Origin of the sequence: Sulfitobacter sp. SBS6 (assembly GCF_048285585.1) — a bacterium.
In the GTDB taxonomy this organism is placed as follows: domain Bacteria; phylum Pseudomonadota; class Alphaproteobacteria; order Rhodobacterales; family Rhodobacteraceae; genus Sulfitobacter; species Sulfitobacter pontiacus.
Window position 1 is genome coordinate 250,803 of sequence record NZ_JBLWBA010000008.1, and the last position, 21,345, is coordinate 272,147.

The 21,345-nt window shown below is 59.3% G+C and carries 21 protein-coding genes; 10 read left to right on the forward strand and 11 right to left on the reverse strand.

Annotation, left to right across the window (positions count from 1 at the left end):
• Positions 1-93: 93 nt before the first annotated feature.
• Complete coding sequence (gene ettA / locus ACNQ62_RS14940; protein WP_005851397.1) at positions 94-1,749, reverse strand: energy-dependent translational throttle protein EttA; 1,656 nt, start codon at positions 1,747-1,749, stop codon at positions 94-96.
• A gap of 368 nt (positions 1,750-2,117) precedes the next feature.
• On the opposite strand from ettA, the gene ACNQ62_RS14945 reads away from it, so the two are divergent.
• From ACNQ62_RS14945 to ACNQ62_RS14955, 3 genes are all read left to right on the forward strand, one after another.
• A complete protein-coding gene (locus ACNQ62_RS14945) occupies positions 2,118-2,558 on the forward strand; it encodes a universal stress protein (RefSeq protein WP_005851399.1) in 441 nt (146 codons plus the stop codon).
• An 11-nt stretch (positions 2,559-2,569) separates the two neighbouring features.
• Positions 2,570-4,123 (forward strand): alanine/glycine:cation symporter family protein, encoded by a 1,554-nt coding sequence (locus ACNQ62_RS14950; RefSeq protein WP_168592809.1) that lies wholly within the window; start codon positions 2,570-2,572, stop codon positions 4,121-4,123.
• A gap of 77 nt (positions 4,124-4,200) precedes the next feature.
• Positions 4,201-4,830 (forward strand): nicotinate-nucleotide adenylyltransferase, encoded by a 630-nt coding sequence (locus ACNQ62_RS14955; protein WP_082896064.1) that lies wholly within the window; start codon positions 4,201-4,203, stop codon positions 4,828-4,830.
• Here ACNQ62_RS14955 and ACNQ62_RS14960 read toward each other — a convergent pair.
• Complete coding sequence (locus tag ACNQ62_RS14960; protein ID WP_180828680.1) at positions 4,795-5,619, reverse strand: DMT family transporter; 825 nt, start codon at positions 5,617-5,619, stop codon at positions 4,795-4,797. The genes ACNQ62_RS14955 and ACNQ62_RS14960 overlap by 36 nt on opposite strands.
• 88 nt (positions 5,620-5,707) lie before the next feature.
• On the opposite strand from ACNQ62_RS14960, the gene ACNQ62_RS14965 reads away from it, so the two are divergent.
• The gene (locus tag ACNQ62_RS14965) at positions 5,708-7,219 is read left to right on the forward strand and encodes a D-alanyl-D-alanine carboxypeptidase/D-alanyl-D-alanine-endopeptidase (protein WP_418095172.1); all 1,512 of its coding nucleotides are present in this window, start codon (positions 5,708-5,710) and stop codon (positions 7,217-7,219) included.
• A gap of 15 nt (positions 7,220-7,234) precedes the next feature.
• On the opposite strand, the gene ACNQ62_RS14970 is transcribed toward ACNQ62_RS14965, so the two are convergent.
• The gene (locus ACNQ62_RS14970) at positions 7,235-7,657 is read right to left on the reverse strand and encodes a tellurite resistance TerB family protein (protein WP_037944901.1); all 423 of its coding nucleotides are present in this window, start codon (positions 7,655-7,657) and stop codon (positions 7,235-7,237) included.
• Positions 7,658-7,776: 119 nt separating this feature from the next.
• Between ACNQ62_RS14970 and ACNQ62_RS14975 the strand changes: the two genes are divergently transcribed.
• From ACNQ62_RS14975 to ACNQ62_RS14985, 3 genes are all read left to right on the forward strand, one after another.
• Positions 7,777-9,357: a lysine--tRNA ligase gene (locus tag ACNQ62_RS14975; protein WP_418095173.1), complete on the forward strand. Its 1,581-nt coding sequence runs from the start codon at positions 7,777-7,779 to the stop codon at positions 9,355-9,357.
• 62 nt (positions 9,358-9,419) lie between these two features.
• Positions 9,420-9,833: a DUF4864 domain-containing protein gene (locus ACNQ62_RS14980; protein WP_418095174.1), complete on the forward strand. Its 414-nt coding sequence runs from the start codon at positions 9,420-9,422 to the stop codon at positions 9,831-9,833.
• Positions 9,834-9,993: 160 nt separating this feature from the next.
• Entirely contained in the window at positions 9,994-12,282 is a 2,289-nt protein-coding gene (locus tag ACNQ62_RS14985) for a glycosyl hydrolase family 28-related protein (RefSeq protein ID WP_418095175.1), read from the forward strand.
• On the opposite strand, the gene ACNQ62_RS14990 is transcribed toward ACNQ62_RS14985, so the two are convergent.
• Together ACNQ62_RS14990 and ACNQ62_RS14995 are read right to left on the reverse strand one after the other, a co-directional pair.
• Positions 12,279-12,953 (reverse strand): hypothetical protein, encoded by a 675-nt coding sequence (locus ACNQ62_RS14990; protein WP_418095176.1) that lies wholly within the window; start codon positions 12,951-12,953, stop codon positions 12,279-12,281. The two genes, ACNQ62_RS14985 and ACNQ62_RS14990, sit on opposite strands and share 4 nt — an antisense overlap.
• Positions 12,954-13,078: 125 nt before the next feature.
• The gene (locus ACNQ62_RS14995; RefSeq protein WP_005851419.1) at positions 13,079-13,264 is read right to left on the reverse strand and encodes a PLDc N-terminal domain-containing protein; all 186 of its coding nucleotides are present in this window, start codon (positions 13,262-13,264) and stop codon (positions 13,079-13,081) included.
• Between the two features lie 155 nt (positions 13,265-13,419).
• On the opposite strand from ACNQ62_RS14995, the gene ACNQ62_RS15000 reads away from it, so the two are divergent.
• Positions 13,420-13,698: a hypothetical protein gene (locus ACNQ62_RS15000; protein ID WP_260004827.1), complete on the forward strand. Its 279-nt coding sequence runs from the start codon at positions 13,420-13,422 to the stop codon at positions 13,696-13,698.
• 97 nt (positions 13,699-13,795) lie between these two features.
• Here ACNQ62_RS15000 and ACNQ62_RS15005 read toward each other — a convergent pair whose 3' ends face one another.
• Positions 13,796-14,050 carry a hypothetical protein gene (locus ACNQ62_RS15005; protein WP_005851424.1) on the reverse strand — a complete coding sequence of 85 codons (255 nt, stop codon included), beginning with the start codon at positions 14,048-14,050 and terminating at the stop codon, positions 13,796-13,798.
• Positions 14,051-14,217: 167 nt separating this feature from the next.
• Between ACNQ62_RS15005 and ACNQ62_RS15010 the strand changes: the two genes are divergently transcribed.
• Positions 14,218-14,403: a DUF3008 family protein gene (locus ACNQ62_RS15010; RefSeq protein WP_005851426.1), complete on the forward strand. Its 186-nt coding sequence runs from the start codon at positions 14,218-14,220 to the stop codon at positions 14,401-14,403.
• 9 nt (positions 14,404-14,412) lie between these two features.
• Here ACNQ62_RS15010 and uvrB read toward each other — a convergent pair whose 3' ends face one another.
• Together uvrB and ACNQ62_RS15020 are read right to left on the reverse strand one after the other, a co-directional pair.
• Positions 14,413-16,629, reverse strand: a complete 2,217-nt coding sequence (gene uvrB, locus ACNQ62_RS15015) for an excinuclease ABC subunit UvrB (RefSeq protein WP_037964938.1) — start codon at positions 16,627-16,629, stop codon at positions 14,413-14,415.
• Between the two features lie 100 nt (positions 16,630-16,729).
• Positions 16,730-17,014 carry an antifreeze protein gene (locus ACNQ62_RS15020; protein ID WP_418095177.1) on the reverse strand — a complete coding sequence of 95 codons (285 nt, stop codon included), beginning with the start codon at positions 17,012-17,014 and terminating at the stop codon, positions 16,730-16,732.
• 140 nt (positions 17,015-17,154) lie between these two features.
• Between ACNQ62_RS15020 and ACNQ62_RS15025 the strand changes: the two genes are divergently transcribed.
• The gene (locus tag ACNQ62_RS15025) at positions 17,155-17,466 is read left to right on the forward strand and encodes an ETC complex I subunit (protein WP_005851432.1); all 312 of its coding nucleotides are present in this window, start codon (positions 17,155-17,157) and stop codon (positions 17,464-17,466) included.
• Positions 17,467-17,578: 112 nt separating this feature from the next.
• Here ACNQ62_RS15025 and ACNQ62_RS15030 read toward each other — a convergent pair whose 3' ends face one another.
• The 3 genes from ACNQ62_RS15030 to ACNQ62_RS15040 form a co-directional block, all read right to left on the reverse strand.
• Positions 17,579-18,022 (reverse strand): class II aldolase/adducin family protein, encoded by a 444-nt coding sequence (locus ACNQ62_RS15030; protein ID WP_418095178.1) that lies wholly within the window; start codon positions 18,020-18,022, stop codon positions 17,579-17,581.
• A 520-nt stretch (positions 18,023-18,542) separates the two neighbouring features.
• On the reverse strand, positions 18,543-19,325 hold the full coding sequence (locus ACNQ62_RS15035) for a carnitinyl-CoA dehydratase (protein WP_418095179.1): 783 nt from the start codon (positions 19,323-19,325) through the stop codon (positions 18,543-18,545).
• Entirely contained in the window at positions 19,322-21,340 is a 2,019-nt protein-coding gene (locus ACNQ62_RS15040) for an acetate--CoA ligase family protein (RefSeq protein ID WP_418095180.1), read from the reverse strand. Before ACNQ62_RS15040 ends, ACNQ62_RS15035 begins: the two co-directional genes overlap by 4 nt.
• Positions 21,341-21,345: the final 5 nt, after the last annotated feature.

Below are 21,345 nucleotides of genomic sequence, written 5' to 3' on the forward strand. Positions count from 1 at the left end.
ACCCGAGCCGCGTTTCGGCGGCGCGTTGACCGACACATAAAAAGGCCCCCGCAGTTTCCTGCGGGGGCCTTTTTCTTAAAGTTTTCGCCTAGATCAGCGCGAGAATTTCTTGTGTTTCATGCGCTTGGGTTCCATGGCGTCTTCGCCCAGACGACGCTTCTTGTCCTCTTCGTAGTCAGAGAAGCCGCCTTCGAACCATTCAACATGCGCGTCGCCTTCAAAGGCGAGGATGTGCGTACAAATCCGGTCAAGGAAGAAACGGTCGTGCGAGATGACCACGGCGCAGCCCGCGAAATCGACCAGCGCGTCTTCGAGTGCGCGCAGGGTTTCAACGTCCAGATCGTTGGTAGGTTCATCGAGCAGCAGCACGTTGCCGCCTTCTTTCAGCAGACGTGCCATATGCACACGGTTGCGTTCACCGCCCGACAGCAGGCCGACTTTCTTCTGCTGGTCACCGCCCTTGAAGTTGAAGGCGCCGCAATAGGCGCGGGAGTTCACTTCGGCATCGCCAAGCTTGATGATCTCGGCCCCGCCCGAAATGGCCTGCCAGACGTTGTCATCAGGGTTCAGGTCATCGCGCGACTGGTCAACATAGGACAGATCAACGGTATTTCCGAGTTCGATCGTGCCGGTATCGGGTTGTTCATGACCGGTGATCATCTTGAACAGGGTTGATTTACCCGCGCCGTTGGGGCCGATCACGCCGACGATCCCGCCTGGCGGCAGAGAGAAATCCAGCTTTTCGATCAACAGCTTGTCGCCCATGGCTTTGGACAGGCCCTCGACCTCAAGCACCTTGTTGCCCAGACGGGGACCGTTGGGGATAACGATCTGGGCGCGCGTCAGGCGTTCGCGCTCCGAGCTGTCGGCCATTTCGTTATACGACTTGATCCGCGCTTTGGATTTCGCCTGACGGGCCTTGGCCCCCTGACGCATCCATTCCAATTCGCGCGACAGTGTCTTTTGCTTGGACTTGTCCTCGCGGGCTTCCTGTTCAAGCCGTTTGGCTTTCTGGTCGATCCAGCTGGAATAGTTCCCCTCGTAGGGGATGCCATTGCCGCGGTCGAGCTCAAGGATCCAGCTGGTGATGTTATCCAGGAAGTACCGGTCGTGGGTGACGATCAGGATCGTGCCCTTATAGTCGATCAGGTGCTGTTGCAGCCAGGCGATGGTTTCCGCGTCCAGGTGGTTGGTCGGTTCGTCAAGCAGCAGCATTTCGGGCGCTTCAAGCAGCAGCTTGCACAGCGCCACGCGGCGGGCTTCACCACCGGACAGTTTGGTCACATCGGCATCGTCTGGCGGGCAGCGCAGGGCTTCCATCGAGACGTCGATCTGGCTGTCGAGATCCCAGAGGTTCTCTGCGTCGATCTGATCCTGCAAGGCGGCCATTTCGTCGGCTGTCTCGTCGGAATAGTTCATCGCCAGTTCGTTGTAGCGGTCCAGAATGTCCTTCTTGGCTTTCACGCCCAGCATGACATTCTCGCGCACGGTCAGGGCGGGGTCCAGATAGGGTTCCTGTTCCAGGTAGCCGACCTTGGCCCCTTCAGCGACCCATGCTTCGCCCGAGTAATCCTTGTCCTTACCGGCCATGATCTTCATCAGCGTGGATTTACCCGCACCGTTGACGCCGACCACACCGATTTTCACACCGGGCAGGAAGTTCAGGTTAATGTTGTCGAAACACTTTTTGCCGCCCGGGTAGGTCTTTGAGACACCGGACATGTGATAGACATATTGATAGGCGGCCATTGAGAATCCTCGGATAAGCTGAATACGGTTTGGAACGTGCAATATCGCCACAGGCGGGCAAGAGCAAACATTCAATATATAAGGCCTGTGCCGCGGTTTTGAAGCCCGTGTGTTCCCGGGCGATTCACAGGGCGCAGGGGCGTTACGCACAAAGCGCGGATCGCGCGGGCGGCAAAGGCTGTTTTTCCGATAACTATCCCTTTTTACCGTTTCCGAGCGGTGAACTGGGGACGAATGACCGAATTTTACGCGAAATTCAGTCGAAAAAAATTTTGGACCTCGTTTATATTCGCCTAATCCGGGTGCGTTCAGCGCCCCGGTACAACGCGGCCGCAAAAAGACCGCGTCATACACAAAGGGACAAATACATGACAGCATCCACTATTGTTGTTGGACTGGACGGGGGGGAAGCCGGGGCGCGCGCTTTGGATTTCGCAACGAAACAGGCCAAATTGATTGGCGATTGCGAGCTCAAGCTCGTTTACGTGATTGAATGGTCTCCATTCAGCTTCCAGACCTCGGAAGAGAATGACCAGCGCCACAAACGGCGCGAAGAGGAACTGGCACTGGCCCGCGAACGTATCGTCGATCCGGCGGTCAAGAAAGTCAGCGAAGACGGCGTCACCGTTCAGGGCATCGTGAAACACGGCGATGTGGCCGATATTCTGGACGATCTGGCCAAGAAGCACGGCGCACAGCAGATCGTGGTGGGCCGTGTCGGTCTGCGCGGCCTGAAAGAGCGTATGTTCGGCGGCGTAACCGGCCGCTTGGCTGTGGCGTCCCGCGTGCCTCTGACGATCATTCCTTGAAAGGTCATATCATGAAAAAATTTCTGACAACGGGTGCGGGGGCTGCTGCTGTCTCTGCCTTGCCCATGGTTGCCGCGGCACAAGAAACCGTCGGCATGGATCAACGCATCAATGATATCTTCGCGGGTTCGACGGGCTGGTTCGTCAATCTGATCTTCATGTCGCTGCCCGGCACCAACTTCCCTTGGATCGTGCTGTGGCTGGTGGTCGCGGCGACGGTGTTTACGCTGTATTTCGGCTTCATTCAGGTCAAGGCGTTCTGGCATGCGATCTCGCTGGTCAAAGGCGATTATTCCGATCCCGATGACGCGGGCGAGGTGAGCCACTTTCAGGCGCTTGCAACGGCGCTGTCGGGGACTGTCGGTCTGGGCAATATCGCGGGCGTCGCGGTGGCCGTGGGCATCGGCGGTCCGGGGGCGACCTTCTGGATGATCCTGGCCGGTTTGCTGGGCATGGCCTCAAAGTTCACCGAATGTACGCTGGGTGTGAAATACCGCAATGAATACGCCGATGGCACCGTCTCCGGTGGTCCGATGTACTATATGACAAAGGGCTTCAAGGAACGCGGCCTGCCTTTGGGCGGGGTGCTGGCGGTGATCTTTTCGATCTTTACCATCGGTGGTGCCTTGGGCGGCGGGAATATGTTCCAGGCCAATCAGGCCCATGCACAGCTGTCCGGTATCATCGGTGACTACCCTGGCTGGATCACGGGCATCGTCTTTGCCGCAGTGGTCTTTGCGGTCATCGTCGGCGGGATCAAATCCATCGCCAATGTCACCGAGAAAATCGTGCCGTTGATGGGCGTGATCTATGTTGGTGCCGCGCTGATCATCCTGATCGTTGAATACGACAAGATCGGTTGGGCCTTTGGTCAGATCTTTGAAGGCGCGTTCAGCGGTCTGGGGGTTGCAGGCGGTCTGGTTGGCGCGCTGATCCAGGGCTTTAAACGGGCGGCGTTCTCGAACGAGGCGGGTGTCGGCTCGGCGGCGATCGCACACTCTGCCGTGCGCACCAAAGAGCCGGTGACCGAAGGCGTCGTTTCCCTGTTGGAGCCCTTCATCGATACCGTTGTCATCTGTACGATGACCGCGCTGGTGATCACCATCTCTGGCGTGCTGGTGATGGACCCCGAAACGGGCCGCTTCATCCTGAATGACGCAGGCACCGCGATCCAGACCATCGACGGGTCAAGCGGCGTTCAACTGACATCGGCTGCCTTTGCGACCGGGTTCAGCTGGTTCCCCTATGTGCTGGCGCTGGCGGTGATCCTGTTCGCCTTCTCCACCATGATCAGCTGGTCCTACTACGGGCTGAAGGCGTGGACCTATCTGTTCGGTGAAGGCAAAACCAAAGAGATCGTGTTCAAGGTCATCTTCTGCCTGTTCATCATCGTGGGGGCGGCGGCCAATCTGGGCGCGGTTATCGACTTCTCTGATGCGATGATCTTTGCGATGGCGGTTGTGAACATCACGGCGCTGTACTTCCTGATGCCGATCGTGAAGCGCGAGATGAAGAGCTATTTCGCGCGGTTGAAATCCGGCGAGATCAAGAAGTTCGTCGATTAACGCACGGATAACGCGATTGACAAAGGGGCGTTGCTGCCCTTCTTTCGGCCCCTGATGTATATCGGGGGCCGTTTTCGTTGGGTTATCCATTTCCATATGCGCCCCCGGGGCAGGTGATCGGGCTGCTTGGCGGGTCGTTTGATCCGGCGCACGAGGGTCACGCCCATATCACCCGCGAGGCGATCAAGCGTTTCGGGCTGGATCGGGTGTGGTGGATGGTCAGCCCGGGCAATCCGCTCAAGGCGCATGGGCCGGCCCCGATGGCGTCCCGTTTGACCCGCGCGCGCGAGGTGATGCAGCACCCGCGGGTCGAGGTCACCGATATCGAGGCCCATCTTGGCACCCGCTACACCGCGCAAACCCTTGCCGCGCTGCGGGCCCGCTATCCCGGTGTGCGCTTCGTCTGGCTGATGGGGGCGGATAATCTGGCGCAGTTCCACCTGTGGCAGGACTGGCGGCAGATCATGGAAACAGTGCCCCTAGGGGTGCTTGCACGGCCCGGCCAGCGCATATCAGCACGGATGAGCCACGCCGCGACGCTTTATGCCCCCTACCGGATTTCGGGGCGGCAAAGCCAGCTCTTGGGGCAGGCACCGGCCCCCGCGTGGTGTTTCGTGAACGTCCCGATGGTCGATGTCAGCTCAAGCGCGATCCGGGCCGCGGGCAAATGGTCAGCGCAATCTGGCAGAGGCGATACCCGCCCCTAGGATCATCGCCATGCCGGCCCATGTCAGCGCGTCGGGCCATGCGCCAAACACCAGCCACCCCAGCCCCACGGCGGACAGCAGTTGCAGATACACCAGCGGCGCTACCTTGGTCGCAGGGGCCATGCGATAAGCGTATAACATCAGCAGGTTGCCCAGCATCGAACACAGCGCGCTTGCGAGGCTCAGCCCCAGGACAGGGCCGGTCAGCGGCGGGAAATAGACCAGCCCCAGCGGCAAAAGCAGCAGCCCGCTGATCACCAGCTGGCTGAAGGTCAGCGCAAGGGGCGGGGCCAGATGCGACAGCCAGCGCGACATCGTGAGGAACACGCCATAAAGCGTCCCCGCGGTCAGCGCCCAAAGCAGCCCCGCACTGGGTTCAAGCCCCGGTCGGACCACGACCAGCACCCCCAGAAACCCCGCCACGATCAACGCGCTGCGCTGAAGCGATATCGCCTCGCGCAGAAAGAGCGCGGCCAACACATAGCTGAGCAGCGGACCGATAAAGAAGGCGGCAAAGACATTGGCCACGTCCTCGGTCACGAGTGCTGTCTGGATGCAGGTGATGCTGCCGCACAGGATGGCGGCACGGACCCAGATGCGCCAGTTGCCGAACAGGGCGCGCGTTTGCGGCGGGGCGAAGGGCACAAGCAGCAGCGCCCCGATGGCAAACCGCGACCACGCCACAAAAACGGGGGCCACGCCAAGCTGTGAGGTCAGGATCTTGCCCGCGCTGTCGCCTGCGGGAATCAGTGACATGGCGACAAACATGATCAAAATAACGCGTTGCATGTCTTGTCAGTTAGCATGGGCCCCCGCCCATGAAAATGTGATTTGCAAGCGCTTGTGTCGCTCTGTCCTGTCAGGTTTAAGTCGCCCCATGAAAACTGTTTTATCCCGTCGTTTGTTTCTGAGTACCGCTGCGGCGGCTGTTGTGGCTCCGGCGGCCTTTGCGGCACCGCCAACTCAATCGCTGCGCCCCGTGTTGCGCGGGGACGATTTGTTCCGGCAGGCGATCCCCTCGGCGCAAGAGCTGATCGACAAGGCGCGGTTGAACGGGGCTGTGACCTTTAGTCTGGCGGATGCGGAAACCGGTGCGGTGCTGGAACAGAACGGCCCGCTTGACGGGATGCCCCCGGCGAGCGTGACCAAGGCGATTACCGCGCTTTACGCGCTGGATACACTGGGCGCGGCGCATCAGTTCCAGACGCGCATCATGGCGACCGGTGGCATTGTGGATGGCGAAGTGCAGGGCGATCTGATCCTTGTGGGCGGGGGCGATCCGACGCTGGATACGGACGGGCTGGCCAAAATGGCCGATGACCTCAAGGCGGCGGGCATTATCGGCGTCAAAGGCGGGTTGAAGATTTACGAACGCAGCCTGCCGGTCTTCCCGTTGATTGATGCGGATCAGCCGGATCATGTGGGCTATAACCCCGCTGTGTCAGGGCTGGCGCTGAACTTTAACCGCGTCCACTTTGAATGGAAGCGCGAGAACGGCAGCTATTCGGTGCTGATGGACGGGCGGTCGGGGTCTTATCGCCCTGACGTGGCGATGGCCGCGATGGAGATCAGCGACCGCAGTGCGCCGGTCTTTGCCTATCGTGACGCAGGCACCCGCGATGACTGGAGCGTCGCGAAAAGTGCCTTGGGCAACGGTGGGTCGCGCTGGCTGCCGGTGCGCAAGCCGGGGCTGTATGCGGGCGATATCTTTAAGACGTTGGCTGGGGCACAGGGCATCCGTCTGCGCGACATGGCGTTGATCACCAGCTTGCCCGAGGGCGAGGTGCTGGTGACCCGTTCCAGCGCGCCGCTGCGCGATATCCTGCGCGATATGTTGAAGTATTCTAATAACTTGATCGCAGAGATGGCGGGGCTGTCCGCCACGGTTTACCGCACGGGCACGCCCGCGTCACTGCGCGCGTCCGCGGCAGAGATGAACGTGTGGGCCAAGGCCAATCTGGGCATGGATGCACCCGCGCTGGTGGACCATTCGGGGTTGGGCGAAGACAGCCGCGTGACCGCGCAGGATATGGTGACGGCGCTGGTGCGGGTCTATGGATCGGGCACGTTGAAACCGTTGCTCAAGTCGATTTTCCTGCGCGATTCAAAGGGGCGGCCCGTGCAGGATCACCCGATCAAAGTGGAGGCGAAGACCGGCACGTTGAACTTTGTCTCGGCCTTGGCGGGGTATCTGACGGCACCGGACGGGCGGGTGATGGCCTTTGCCGTGTTCACCGCCGATATGCCACGTCGCGCTACGCTGACCCGCGCGCAGCGCGAACGCCCCGAGGGGGGGCGGGCGTGGAACGGGCGCTCCAAACGGTTGCAGCAAGGGCTGATCGAACGCTGGGGGGCGTTCCATGTGGCTGCGGATTCGGCCTCTCTTTGATCGCGGTGACGCGGCCTATTTGACGTGACGGGCGCGGGCACCGCGTTCGATGGCGGCGGCGTGCAGGCGGTCGAGGTCAAGCTCGTAGCGGATTTCTTCCAGCAGACGCAATTCGGCCTCGTCCAACGTGCCGTCGGCGGCGGCCACATCGCAGGCCAGCGCATAGGCCGTTTCGTTCAGCCGGTCGGGCAGCGCGCCCTTGATCAGGCCGAACAGGGCATCCAGCCCGTCTTCCTGTTCGAACAGGTCGAACACCATCGAGCTGACAGAGCTGATGCGGTCCACGTCATAGCCGGAAAAGACGGGGAGCATGTTTACAGCCGTCTGGATCTTGAGCAATTCGGTGGTGCGGATGTCCTCGTCTGATGCGGAAACCGCGATCATCACGGCGACAAGGCAATCCTGCGCGCTGAGGGTGAGGGAGGTGTCGTCATTCATGCGCATTTCCGTTCGGTCATTCCGTTGATCTGCAGATTATTGACGGGCCTACGGGGACGCAATAGGTACGGGCTGCCTGCGCGCATTGGGTGCGGGGTGAAAATGATGGAATTGATGACATGTCGCAGATGCGTGAAGCAGCCCTAACCAGTAAAGCGTGGCCGTTCGAGGAAGCACGTCGGGTGTTGAAACGCTATGCAAACAAGGCCCCCGAGAAGGGGTACGTCTTGTTCGAGACCGGCTATGGCCCGTCGGGTCTGCCGCATATCGGGACCTTCGGCGAAGTTGCGCGCACGACGATGATCCGCCGCGCATTTGAGCAGATCAGCGACATTCCGACGCGGCTGGTGTGCTTTTCGGACGATCTGGACGGGATGCGCAAGGTGCCGGGTAACGTGCCCGACCCCGCCGCATTGGAAGAACAACTGCAGCGCCCGCTGACATCGGTGCCCGATCCTTTCGGCAAATACGACAGCTTTGGCGCGCATAACAACGCGATGCTGCGGCGTTTTCTGGATACCTTCGGGTTCGAGTACGAGTTTATCTCGGCCACGGAATTCTACGGCTCAGGCAAGTTCGACGAGGTGCTTTTGCGCGCCGCCGAGAAGTATGACGAGATCATGGAAGTGATGCTCAAGTCGCTGCGCGAGGAGCGTCGGCAGACCTATTCGATCTTCCTGCCGATCCACCCTGAAACAGGGCGGGTGATGTATGTGCCGATGAAAGCGGTCAACGCCAAGGAAGGCACGATCACCTTCGACGATGAAGACGGCACCGAAATGACCCTGCCGCTGACCGGTGGCAATGTGAAGTTGCAGTGGAAGCCCGACTTTGGTGCCCGTTGGGCCGCCCTTGATGTCGACTTTGAGATGTACGGCAAGGATCACAGCACCAACACGCCGATCTACGACAAGATCTGCCGTATTCTGGGCAACCGCCCACCCGAGCATTTCACCTATGAGCTGTTCTTGGATCAGGACGGGCACAAGATCTCCAAATCTTCGGGCAATGGTCTGACCATCGACGAATGGCTGACCTATGCCAGCGCGGAATCGCTGTCGTATTTCATGTATCTCAAGCCCAAGACGGCCAAGCGCATGTATTTCGACGTGATTCCCAAGGCGGTCGACGAATACCACCAGCAGCTGCGCGCCTATGAAACGCAGGACGACAAGGGCAAGCTGAATAACCCCGTTTGGCATATCCACGGGGGCGATGTGCCCAAGTCGGATATGGTTGTGCCCTTCTCGATGTTGCTGAACCTCGCGTCGGTCTCCTCGGCCGAGGACAAGTCGCAACTGTGGGGCTTTATCCAGCGGTATGCGCCGGATGCGACGCCCGAAGGCAACCCCGGTATGGATGCGGCGGCCGAGCATGCGGTGCGCTATTACAATGATTTCGTGAAGCCCGCCAAAGTGTTCCGCGCCCCTTCCGAGCTCGAGCGGGAAGCCTTGGAAGACCTGCGGGACCAGCTGAAAACATGGGACGGCGGTCTGGATGCCGAGGCATTGCAAACGATGGTTTTCGCCGTCGGGAAAGAGCGTTTCGACCCGCTGCGCGACTGGTTCACCGCGCTTTACGAAGTGTTGCTGGGCGCCAGCCAAGGGCCGCGTTTCGGTGGGTTCATCGCGCTGTATGGCGTGGATGAAACGGTCGCCCTGATCGACGACGCGTTGGCGGGCAAGCTGACCACGGCGTGAAACTATTGCCCTATGATGTGCGTGGCTTAGGTTAAGTTCAACACATCATAGGGAGCATTCTCATGCGTGGCGCGGTTCTTTCGGCCTTTTTCGGAATGGTTTTGACCTTTGCGACGGCGTTTGGTGCCATGGCGCAGCAGACGGATATCGAAAGCACGATCACAGGCCAGTTCGACGCTTTCAAGGCAGATGATTTCGAGGGTGCCTTCGCGTATGCGAGCCCCAATCTGCAGATGATGTTTCAATCTACCGAGAATTTTAAACGTATGGTGACCACGGGCTATCCGATGGTCTGGAAACATGCCGAGGTGCGGTTTCTGGATCTGCGCGAGATCGCCGGTGCGCAGTGGCAGAAGGTTCAGGTCACGGACCTGAAAGGATTTACCTATTTGCTGGATTATCAGATGGTTGAGACGCCCGAGGGCTGGCGTATTGCCGCCGTTCAACTGCTGGATGCGCCAAGCGTTTCTGCCTGACAGGCGCGACATCTTTGGCACGCTCATGTGACCGCCTGCGGCGTACGCTGCGGTTAGGCGTGGTTAACTCTTTGTGCATAAATCTTTCCCCCTGCCGGCCAAGCGCCGGAGTTTTGCAATTCATGGGGGGCGACATCGCAACCCGACGAAGGGGATGACGATGAACAAGGCAATCACGGACGGTCTGCTACTGACACCTGCGGCATTTGCGCAAGGCTTGGATGTGTATTCAAGCGGGGATGGCACGGCGGGGTCTGATACCTATGCCAATGCCATAAATGCGGCGTTTATCCCTGCGGATCAGGACTTTGGCGGGGCGCTTGAGCTGATAAAAACGCAATCCACACAAAAGCTGCGATATATGGGGCAAACGCCACTTTTGCCGGGGTGCTATCTGCGGATTACGGCGCGGGTGAAGGCGATCAGTGGGAATCTACCGTCGGTGCGGATCGCGGGGTATCCGGCGCTTGGCAATGGCAGCCGCGCGGGCGGGCTGGTCGAGGCCGGTCCGGCTGTGACGCTGACCAGCTATGGCGAGGTGGTCGAGGTCAGCGCGATTGTCGGGTCGGGGCTGCGCGGCGGGGTCGATATGGTCTGGGGCAACGCGCCGGTCTATGGGCATTTCGGGCTGGACCTGACGGGGCAGAATGGCGGGGTCGTTCGCATTGACGATTTGCAGATCGAGGATGTGACGAGCGTCTTTCTGCGCGACATGCTGGCACAGGTGGACGTGCGGGATTATGGCGCGGTGGGGGATGGCAGCACCGATGATACGGCGGCCTTTGTGGCGGCGAATGCGGATGCGCAGGGGCGCAGCGTGTTGATCCCGCGCGGGACGTATCTGCTGAACGGGGACGTGACCTTTGACGCGCCGACGCGGTTTGAGGGGACGGTGACCATGCCCGCCAGCGCGATCCTGCTGCTGCGCCGCAACTTTGATCTGCCGAACTATATCGAGGCGTTCGGAAATGAAGAGATCGCCTTTCGCAAGGCGTTTCAGGCGTTGCTGAACAATGCGGATCATGAATCGCTGGATCTGGGTGGGCGCAAGGTGAACGTGACCGGCCCGATCGATATGCAGGCTGCGACGCCCGAACGCAGCAGCTATGCCACGCGGCGGGTGATCCGCAACGGCCAGTTTGAAGCGGCCACGAATGGCGATTGGGATACGGTCACGGTGACCTCGCAAGCCAGCTATTCGCCCTCGGATGCGCGCAAGCTGACAAATGTGGTGAATGTGGCGAATGTGCCTGTGGGGGCGCTGATCACGGGCAATGGGGTAGGGCGCGAGATTTATGTGCGCGCCAAGAACGTCGCCACGCAGGAGATTACCCTGAACGCGCCTTTGTATGATGCGGCGGGGACGCAGAATTTTACCTTTACGCGGTTCCAGTATCTGCTGGATTTCAGCAACTACAGCCAGCTGAGAAAATTCGTTCTGGATGACATCGAATTCCAGTGCAACAACGTGGCCAGTGCCATCAACCTTGCGCCATCGGGGACGATTTTCCATGTGCGGGACTGCTTTATCTCGCGCCCGAAGGATCGGGGAATCACGTCGATCGGGGGGGGCTGTCAGGGGATGTTCGTGGACCGTTGCCAGTTCCTGTCCGCCGAGGATGCCTTGGACGTGCCGGACCGGACCACGATCGCGATCAACTGCAACGCCAATGACGTCAAGATTCGCGACAACCGTGCCACGCGCTTTCGGCATTTTGCGCTGCTGGCGGGGCAGAATAATATCGTCACGGGGAACCACTTCTTTCAGGGGGATACGGTCAAGAACGGCGTCCGCTCTGCCGGGTTGATCCTTGCGGCGCAGCACACGGCGAGCGTGGTCAGCGGGAATTATATCGACAATTGCTTTGTCGAATGGACCAACGAACAAGACCCCGCGCCGGACTACAGCAGCGAGTATTCTTTCAGCTCCCTGTCGATCAGCGGCAATATCTTTCTGTCGGGCGAGGTGGCCCCGTGGTTCAGCTATATCGTGATCAAGCCCCATGGGGCGGGTCATGTGATCAACGGGCTGACAATCAACGACAACCGCTTCCGCAGCATCAACGGGTTCATTGATCGGGTCGAACGGATCGATACCAGCTTTGCCGATATGGATTTCTCGCGCATGCGCAATATCGAGATGACCGGCAATTCGTTCCACGGCATCCACAATCCGGTGTCGAACCCTGTGCAGGTTGAACATACCGAAGCCAGTCTGGCCAAGACCTGGGTGGTGGATATTGCCGACCGCTTTCCGTTCGGCGGGTGGGCGATTGCGGTGGATAGCATCACGATGGACGGGCCGGTGCGCAACGGATCGAATGTGGCGCAATACAGCGTGCCCTATGTGCTGACGGATCAGGGGGCGGATCGTGATCTGCTGCATCTGGTCTGGAGCACCAGCGTCAAAGGATCGATCTTCATGCAGGCGCGCATGGATAAACGCTAGAACTCGCGCCAGAGCGAGAGTTTTAGCGCGGGGTTGGAGGTGTCGTTGATCAACGTCTCTGCCCCGATCTGGAAGCGGATATCGGGGCGGCTTTTCAGCGGGCGCATGACGATAGAGGGCGTGACAGAGGTGGCACCGGCGGCAGAGGTCGAAGCATAGTAGATTTGCAGCATTCCCGAAAACCGGTCGCCGAAGTTGATGCCTATGGTGCCGTCGACTTTGGCGAGATGCTCTTGCAGGTAGATGTCCCACGCGAGGGAGCTGTCGATGGTCACCCAGCCGTGTTTCTGCCCCAGCGTATAGCCGCGGCCCCAAGACAGCCCCGCTTTGACATTGGGATAGACCGCATCCCCCACCCATGCCGCGCCGAACCCCAGCTCTGCCGACCAGACGTTAGGGCGGTCGCGACGGCCTAATGGGCGGCGCAGGAAAACCGACGCAAATCCCGATTGCAGGCCGATGGAACTGGCGAGAAAGCCGACCTCTGCCCCCAGGGTCAGGTCGTCGCGCACGCCATATTCCATGAAGGTGCTTTCCGAGATGTCGTAGTTGCGTGTGACGTTTACCGTGGTGGAGGTGAAGCCCGTGCCCTTTTCGCGCAGCCACGCGCCGCCCTGTGCAGGGGTGGGAAGCTGCAGTAAGCCAAGCAGAAGGATCGGCCAGTAGCGCATGGGATACCCTTTCGGCGGGTAGCTTGGCGCGTCATGCTTAACAAATTACTTACAGAACTTGGGGGCGGCATGCGAAAAGGCCCGCAGCAATGCTACGGGCCTTTGTCAAATCCTGTGTGCGTCGCTTAGACGTTGACGCTGCCGCCGCGTGGGCCAGCGATCAGCCATACGATAAAGCCGACGACCGGGAAGATCAGGACGCCGAGAATCCAGAGGATTTTCGCAAGCCCCGAAGCGCCGGAGGTGAAGATTTGATAGATCGCGTAGATGTCTGCGATCAGGATAATGAGTCCGAGAAGGCCGAATTCCATTGTAAAGCTCCTGGGTTGTAATCTGCATTACTGTCTGGAGTCACAACTTCCCGTTCGGCCCAGATGTTCCCGAAAATGTTACTGGAACCATTTCCCGTTTCGCCGAGTTGCCCTTGCATCGCCTAGAACGGCAAGTGAATTTGGAAGGAAATACTATGAAGACCTCTACAGCAGTAATCGCAGGCCTTGCCGCAATTCTGGTCATCGCATTCGCGATCTTTTTCATCGATATCGATCAGACTGAAGAAGGCGCGCTGCCGGATGTTGATGTGTCCGTCGAAGGCGGCAACCTGCCCGAGTTTGATGCGCAGACCGGTTCGGTTTCCGTGACTGAAGAAGAGGTCGACGTTGAAGTTCCGGACGTTGAAGTGACCACCGAAGAGAAAACGATCACCGTTCCCGGCGTTGAGGTTACTCCGCCCGCAGATGACTGATATCGTTTGATCGTTTGATCGTTTGATCGTTTGATCGTTTGAACGCAGAAAGCGCCCTCTGATTTGGTCAGGGGGCGCTTTTGTTATGGGATAGGGCTTAGTTGCGGGTCAGCTTGGTCGCGGGTTTCGCACCGTTGTCGCCGTCGGAGGCGAAGGTCAGCGTGACTTTATCGCCGGCCATCAGGTCGGACGGGACAAGGGTTTTGGCATCCAGCGTCCAGGATGATTTGTCTTGTAGGACGATGATATTCGCAAGGCGGTCATAAGCAAGGATCGTGCCGGTTGTCTCATCGGCAAAGGCGGGGGCAGAGAGGGCGGTCAGGCCCAGTGTAGCAAGGGCGATCAGGCGCATTTGGGATCCTCCGGATAAAGCGCAGACTCCGAATGTGGGGTGGGTGCGGGTGCAAAGCAATCACCTTGCAACGGGCGCATGAAAATAATTATGCGCCAAGCCGTAGCAGGGGAACTGCGGGCGGGTGGACGGGTTGTGCCGCTACATCCAACTGACAGGAGACAGCGATGAAAGCCCAATCGAAAGCCCAACAACGCGCCGCCGGTGCAGCCCTGTCTGCCAAGCGGGGCGAGACCAAGGTCAAGGATCTGCAAGGCGCGTCGAAAGATATGTACGACAGCATGTCGGAGGACGAGCTGGAGGAGATGGCCTCGACCGACCATGATGGGTTGCCGGACGAGGTGGATGACTAGACGCGCTGCCTAGCGCTTTTTGCCGCCGTAGCGGGATTTGCCACCGCGCATCCCGCCGCGACCGCCGGTTGATCGGCCCGACGCCTTTTGCGCGTCGTCGACGGCTTTTTCGACAGCGTACTGACGCGCCATCGGATCGTCGGCGATGGCCAGATCGACGGACTCGAGCCGTTTGACCTCGTCGCGCAGGCGTGCGGCTTCCTCGAATTCGAGGTTCTCGGCCGCTTTGCGCATATCGGTGCGTAGCCCGTCGAGCACGGTTTGCAGGTTGCCGCCTGCGAGCGGGTTATCGATCTTGGCAGTGACGCGGCTCATGTCCACATCGCCTTTGTAGAGACCGGCGAGGATATCATCGACGTTCTTCTTGACCGTTGTCGGCGTGATCCCGTGTTCTTCGTTATAGGCCAACTGCTTGGCGCGACGGCGGTCGGTTTCGCCAATCGCACGCTCCATCGAGCCGGTGATCCGGTCGGCGTACATGATCACGCGGCCTTCGGCGTTCCGCGCGGCCCGCCCGATGGTCTGGATCAGCGAGGTTTCCGAGCGCAGGAACCCTTCCTTATCCGCATCGAGAATCGCCACCAGCCCACATTCGGGAATGTCCAAGCCTTCGCGCAGAAGGTTGATCCCGATCAGCACGTCGAAAGCGCCAAGTCGCAGGTCGCGCAGGATTTCGATGCGTTCGATCGTGTCGATATCGCTGTGCATATAGCGCACGCGGATGCCCTGTTCGTGCATGTATTCGGTCAGGTCTTCGGCCATGCGTTTGGTCAGCACGGTGCAGAGCGTGCGATAGCCGTCGGCGGCGACCTTGCGCACCTCGTCCAGCAAGTCGTCAACCTGCATCTCGACAGGACGGATTTCGATCTTGGGGTCGATCAAGCCGGTGGGGCGAATGATCTGTTCAGTAAACACACCGCCGGATTGTTCGATTTCCCACGCGGCGGGGGTGGCCGAGACAAAGACCGACTGCGGGCGCATGGCATCCCATTCCTCGAACTTGAGGGGGCGGTTGTCCATACAGGAGGGCAGGCGGAACCCGTGTTCGGCCAGCGTGAATTTGCGTCGGTAGTCGCCTTTGTACATCCCGCCGATCTGCGGCACGGAGACGTGGCTTTCGTCTGCAAAGACAATCGCGTTGTCGGGGATGAATTCGAACAGCGTGGGGGGCGGCTCTCCGGGGGCGCGGCCCGTGAGATAGCGCGAATAGTTCTCGATCCCGTTGCAGACGCCGGTGGCTTCAAGCATCTCGATGTCGAAGTTGCAGCGCTGTTCAAGCCGTTGCGCTTCCAGCAGTTTCCCTTCGGCGACAAGCTGGTCCAGCCGCATCCGCAGCTCTTTCTTGATGCCGATCACCGCTTGGTTCATCGTTGGTTTCGGCGTTACATAGTGGCTGTTCGCATAGACGCGGATCTGGTCGAAAGTGCCGGTCTTCTCACCCGTCAGAGGGTCGAATTCGGTAATGCTTTCCAGCTCTTCGCCAAAGAAGGACAGACGCCATGCGCGGTCCTCAAGGTGGGCCGGAAAGATTTCAAGGCTGTCGCCGCGCACGCGGAAGGTGCCGCGCTGGAAGGCGGCGTCATTGCGTTTATACGCCTGCGCGATCAGGTCTGCGATCACTTGGCGTTGGTCATAGTTGTTGCCGGTCTTGAGGTCCTGCGTCATCGCGCCATAGGTCTCGACCGAGCCGATCCCGTAGATGCACGACACCGACGCGATGATGATCACGTCATCGCGTTCCAGCAGCGCCCGCGTGGCAGAGTGGCGCATCCGGTCAATCTGTTCGTTGATCTGGCTTTCCTTCTCGATGAAGGTATCGGACCGCGCGACATAAGCTTCTGGCTGGTAGTAGTCGTAGTATGAGACGAAATATTCCACGGCGTTGTCGGGGAAGAACCCTTTGAATTCGCCGTATAGCTGCGCCGCCAGCGTCTTGTTCGGCGCGAGGATGATCGCGGGGCGCTGCGTTTCCTCGATCACCTTGGCCATCGTGAACGTCTTGCCTGTCCCCGTGGCCCCCAAAAGCACCTGATCGCGTTCGCCCGACCGCACCCCTTCAGACAGTTCCTTGATCGCCGTGGGCTGGTCGCCTGCGGGTTCGAATTCGGTCGCCAGCTTGAACTTCTTGCCGCCCTCGAGCTTGGGGCGTTCGCGCACGTTGGGCGCGGGATTGGCAAGATAGGCGTCTTTGCGCTCGGGCAGACTGTCAGAGTGGGCGTAGGCCATAACATCGTCCTTTGGGGGTGTTCCCTAAGGTGTCATGTTTTCGCGCGGGTTCAAGGGGCACAGCCTTGCGCGACGCGCATATGTCGCTTTCGTCGCAGGCTTATTTGGTCAGTCGCTTGCGGTTGGCACGGACCTTTTTGCTGACCGGCACCATCGCGGCCGAAAAAATCTGGTCGGGCGTGCCCCCGGCAAAGGCGGCTTTGGTGGCCGCCTGATAGGCTTTGGTCATGGCGGGGCCTTTTTCATTCACCATTCGGGCGTTCTCTCCGCGGGTCTGGGGAAGGGCACCGGCCATCCCCAAAAGCCTAAGCGTCATAACGGCTTGGGTGTCGATCATCAGCTTGGCGAGGTTGGCATTGAGCGTCATCAGGGTCAGGGGGTTCATGAGAGGTGCTCCGATTGCATAAGGTTAGTCTATGCTGCGCCGCAGCATATGTAACGCGAATTCGGCACAAATCACTGTGATGCCTTGATCCTTGGCCGTATTTGGCTGATAAACCGCCTGATCACAGCGGAGATTCAGCTATGCGCGCGCGTATTTATCAGCCTTCCCGAACTGCCATGTCCTCTGGCACGGCCAAAACCCGTGTCTGGTTGCTGGAATTCGACCCAGAGCACGCGCGCGAGATTGACCCGTTGATGGGCTGGACCTCGTCGAAGGACACGCAAACGCAGGTGCGTTTGCAGTTCGCCACCAAGGAAGAAGCGGTGGAATACGCCCGCGATCACAATATCGACGCGCTGGTGCAAGACCCCAACAAACGCCGCGCAAATGTCCGCGCCGGCGGCTATGGCGAGAATTTCGCCACAGGGCGCCGCGGGGCCTGGACGCATTAACTCTTGCGACAGGGATGATTGCAGGCATGTCGCCCGCCTTCACCCCAGGCTTTGATCCCTGCGCTGTCGAACGACTGGCTCAGGGGGCTTTGGCGGTTTGACGGAAGGATCTTCAAAGCGCTGATTTAAGAGAGTTGAAATGCGTTTGCGCCATGCCGCGATAGGATTTCCAGCCTTCCGCTGTGGCTTTTGCAATATCGTCGCTGAGTACCGCCAAAGGCTTACCCGATGAAAACGCAAGCATCTGCGTTTGGGCCGCTTTTTCAAAAAAGTAGAGATCTTCGAATGGGTCGGCGAGGGTTGCGCGTGTCACTGTGAAGCCGTGGTTGCGCATGACCAGAACGGTGTTGTCCCCCATCGCTTGCGTAAGGTGGGCTCCCTCTGACGCGCTGTCGGAATTTAGGTTGAATTCCAGATTATATCCGACCCGCCCCCAAAACCGCGCGGTGTTGTTATCGATCGGGAGCAGGGTGGTTTCTTCTAGGCTGGCCAAAGCCGTTCCATACGCCGAATGACAGTGCAGGATCACGCGCGCGGCGGGGATTTCACGGTGCAACCTCCCATGTACGACCCATGGGGATGGGGCCGGTGCATTGCCGCCCTGTCTGTATATGTGCCGCTCAGATAACGTTCACCGCTTGTAGCGGAATACGCGGCACGGCCATGTACTAGCCGATGTTTGTCAAAGACGGATACACTCCGTCGCTTGGAGGGTAAATTTCATGATGAATTTATCATCCTGCAACAGCTTTCCGAAGCGGCAGAAGAGGGAAAATAGGTATTCAGCACCTCTTGGGGCAGGTCTACCAAATCCAGCATGTGCTGGCTGATCGTCAGGCCACGCTGGATGGGCGCGGGTTAATGCTGGGATAGAAGTCCATCACAACAGAGCAGGTGTTGGACGGCGCATTCGGGTCGTGGCCCGACGGCGACACAGATATTGGGGCCGCCTACTTTATCTCGTCGTCCGAAATGGAGGGCGGGAAAGCGGCGGCCCAATCGTTCGTCAACTGGGCCGTCGATATCCGCGGGACCAATAGCCTCGCGCGGTCGGGTGATGCCCGGAGATGACGATCTTAGCGCCCTTTCCAGACCGGATCCCTCTTTTCAGCAAAGGCGCGCGCACCTTCGGCGTTATCCTCGGACCCGTAAAGGACATCAACAGTCTTTAGCTGGCGTTTGGTGATCCGGTTCATCGCATCCTGAAAATTGCTATCTTCGGCATCGCGCACGATTTCCTTGATCGCGGCATAGACCAACGGGGGGCCAGAGGCCAAAAGGCGTGCCATATTCCATGCCTGTGTCATCAGATCATCCGCCGCGTGAATGTGGTTCACAAACCCCCAGCGGTGGGCTTCTTCGGCGTCAAGCCAGCGACCTGTGAACAGCATCTCCATTGCGATGTGATAGGGAATGCGCTTTGGCAATTTGATGGACGCCGCATCGGCTACGGTGCCTGACGTGATTTCGGGGAGCGCGAAACTTGCATGATCTGCCGCGAGGATAACGTCTGCAGACAGTGCCAGTTCAAGCCCGCCGCCACAACAAATACCGTTCACCGCAGCGATGATCGGCTTGTTCATGTCGCGCAACTCCTGCAGGCCGCCAAAGCCGCCAACACCGTAATTTCCATCCACTTCGTCGCCATCCGCGGCGGCCTTCAAATCCCAGCCCGGGCAGAAGAATTTCGGCCCCGCGCCTGTGATGATCGCCACGCGCAAATCAGGGTCATCGCGAAATGCAGCAAAGGTATCTCCCAGAATACGGCTGGTTTGCAGATCGATGGCATTGGCCTTTGGGCGATCCAGTGTGATTTCAAGTACAGCACCTTCGCGGCGCGTTTTCACGGGGCTTGTCATGTTGTTCCTTTCAACAAAAGCGTATCGGCGACGATCGCGCGGTCTTTTGTACAGATGAGTGGATTGATTTCGATCTCGGCAATCTCGTCGGCGTGGTCAGCGACAAAGTTCTGTAGCTTTAGGACCGCGTCAACAATGACATCTATGTTGGCCGGTTCACCACCGCGAAATCCAATCAATAGGGGGTGTATTCTTAACTGGCCCAAGGCGTTGCGAATATCGGTATCCGTGGTGGGCAGCAGTAAGGATTGACCATCCTCAAGAATTTCCGTCAGCGTACCCCCCGCTGCCAAGGTCAAGACAAACCCGTGGGCGGCGTCCGCAACGACGCCAAGCAGCAGTTCCGCGACGGTGCCGGTGATCATTTCTTCGACAAGGAAGGTCGAGGCCTGCATTTCTTGCGCCGCCGCGCTTACTTGTGCGGCGTCTATTAGGTTCAGCTTTATCGCGCCGACGTCGGTTTTATGGGCGACACCTTCGCCCTTCAGGACCACGGGAAAACCGATCTTTTCGGCGCAAGCGATCACATCCGCAGGGGCGATGCCCGCACGGCTTTTGGGGACATCGAAGCCGTATGCCGCAAGGGTCCGTTTGGCATCGCCTTCGGTGACGGTGGTGGTGGTTGTAAAGCTGGGGGCGCGCAGCAGGGGGTGGTGATTTCGGGTGGGCGGCATGTGGCAAGCGCTGATCGCTTCGCAGGTCGTGCCAAAGTCGCACAGCGGCACGATCCCCGCGCCAAACAGACGTTTTGCAATCGCTTCGGGAAGGTTTTCGACGATTGACCCAACCACGCCAAAAGGACGGCCCGTTCGATGCGCTGCGTCCTCGATTGACTCGATTGCGACCATCCAGTCATCGGCGGTGCAACTGTCCAATCTTGGAAAATCAAGCACCACGAGCGTCAGATCGATATCGTCGCCCGTCATGGCCGCAAATACTGCCGTCATGGCCGCCTTATCGCGCCAGATTTGCGTGTGGTAGTCCAAAGGATTTGCCAGATGGACCATAGAACTGAGGTGCTGTGAAAGCGTCGCTTTTTGATTGGTTTTCAGCGGTGGAAACGTCAGGCCATATTGCGCGGCGGTATCCGCCATGACGCTCGCCTCGCCGCCCGAGCAGCTTAGCGACGCAACTCGGGTGCTGGACAAGCGGCCATGGCAGTGGAACAGCTTTAACGCCTCAAGCAACGCACCGGGGGAGCTGACCCGCGCAATGCCGAGCCGCGCCAATACCGCATCTGAACCCGCGTTGCTGCCTGCGAGCGAGGCAGTGTGCGATATGGTCGCCAGTTGCGATTCCTGCGAACGGCCGACCTTCAATGCCACAATCGGTTTGCCTAGCGCGCGCGACATCCGCGCCAATTCCTCAAACGCCGCGATGTCACCAAAGCTTTCGATGTAAAGGCCAAGTGCGGTCACGCGGTCGTCGCGGATGACAGTTTGGGCGATGCTGGCAAGCCCTTGTTGCGCCTGATTGCCCGCGGTGATGGTATAGGCAATGGGCAACCCGCGTTGCTGCATCGTGAGGTTGATCGCGATGTTGGAGGACTGCGCCAAGATCGCCACGCCCCGTTCAACGGGCACCAGCCCATGTTGATCCGGCCAGAGCGCCACTCGATCCACGGCATTCAGAACCCCGTAGCAATTTGGCCCAAGAATGGGCATTCCCCCTGCTGCGGCTAGCAATTGATCGTTCAAAACGGCACCGTCGGCGGTTTCTTTGAACCCGCTGGCAAAACATACGGCGCCACCGGCTCCCATCTCATTCAGTTTGCCAACCAGCCCGATGGTTGCGTTACGGTTCACACCGATAAATGCCGCATCGGGGGCGTCTGGTAGATCAGCAAGCGTCTTGAAGGCCGGCAGCCCGCCGACACTGACTTTTTGGGGATGCACGGGCCAGATATGCCCCTTGAAGCCGATCTTCTGGTTCTGCTCAATCACGGAGTTGCACCACGCGCCGCCGCCGACGACGGCGATGGAACGTGGACGAAGGAGGCGCTCAAGATCACTCATACCCG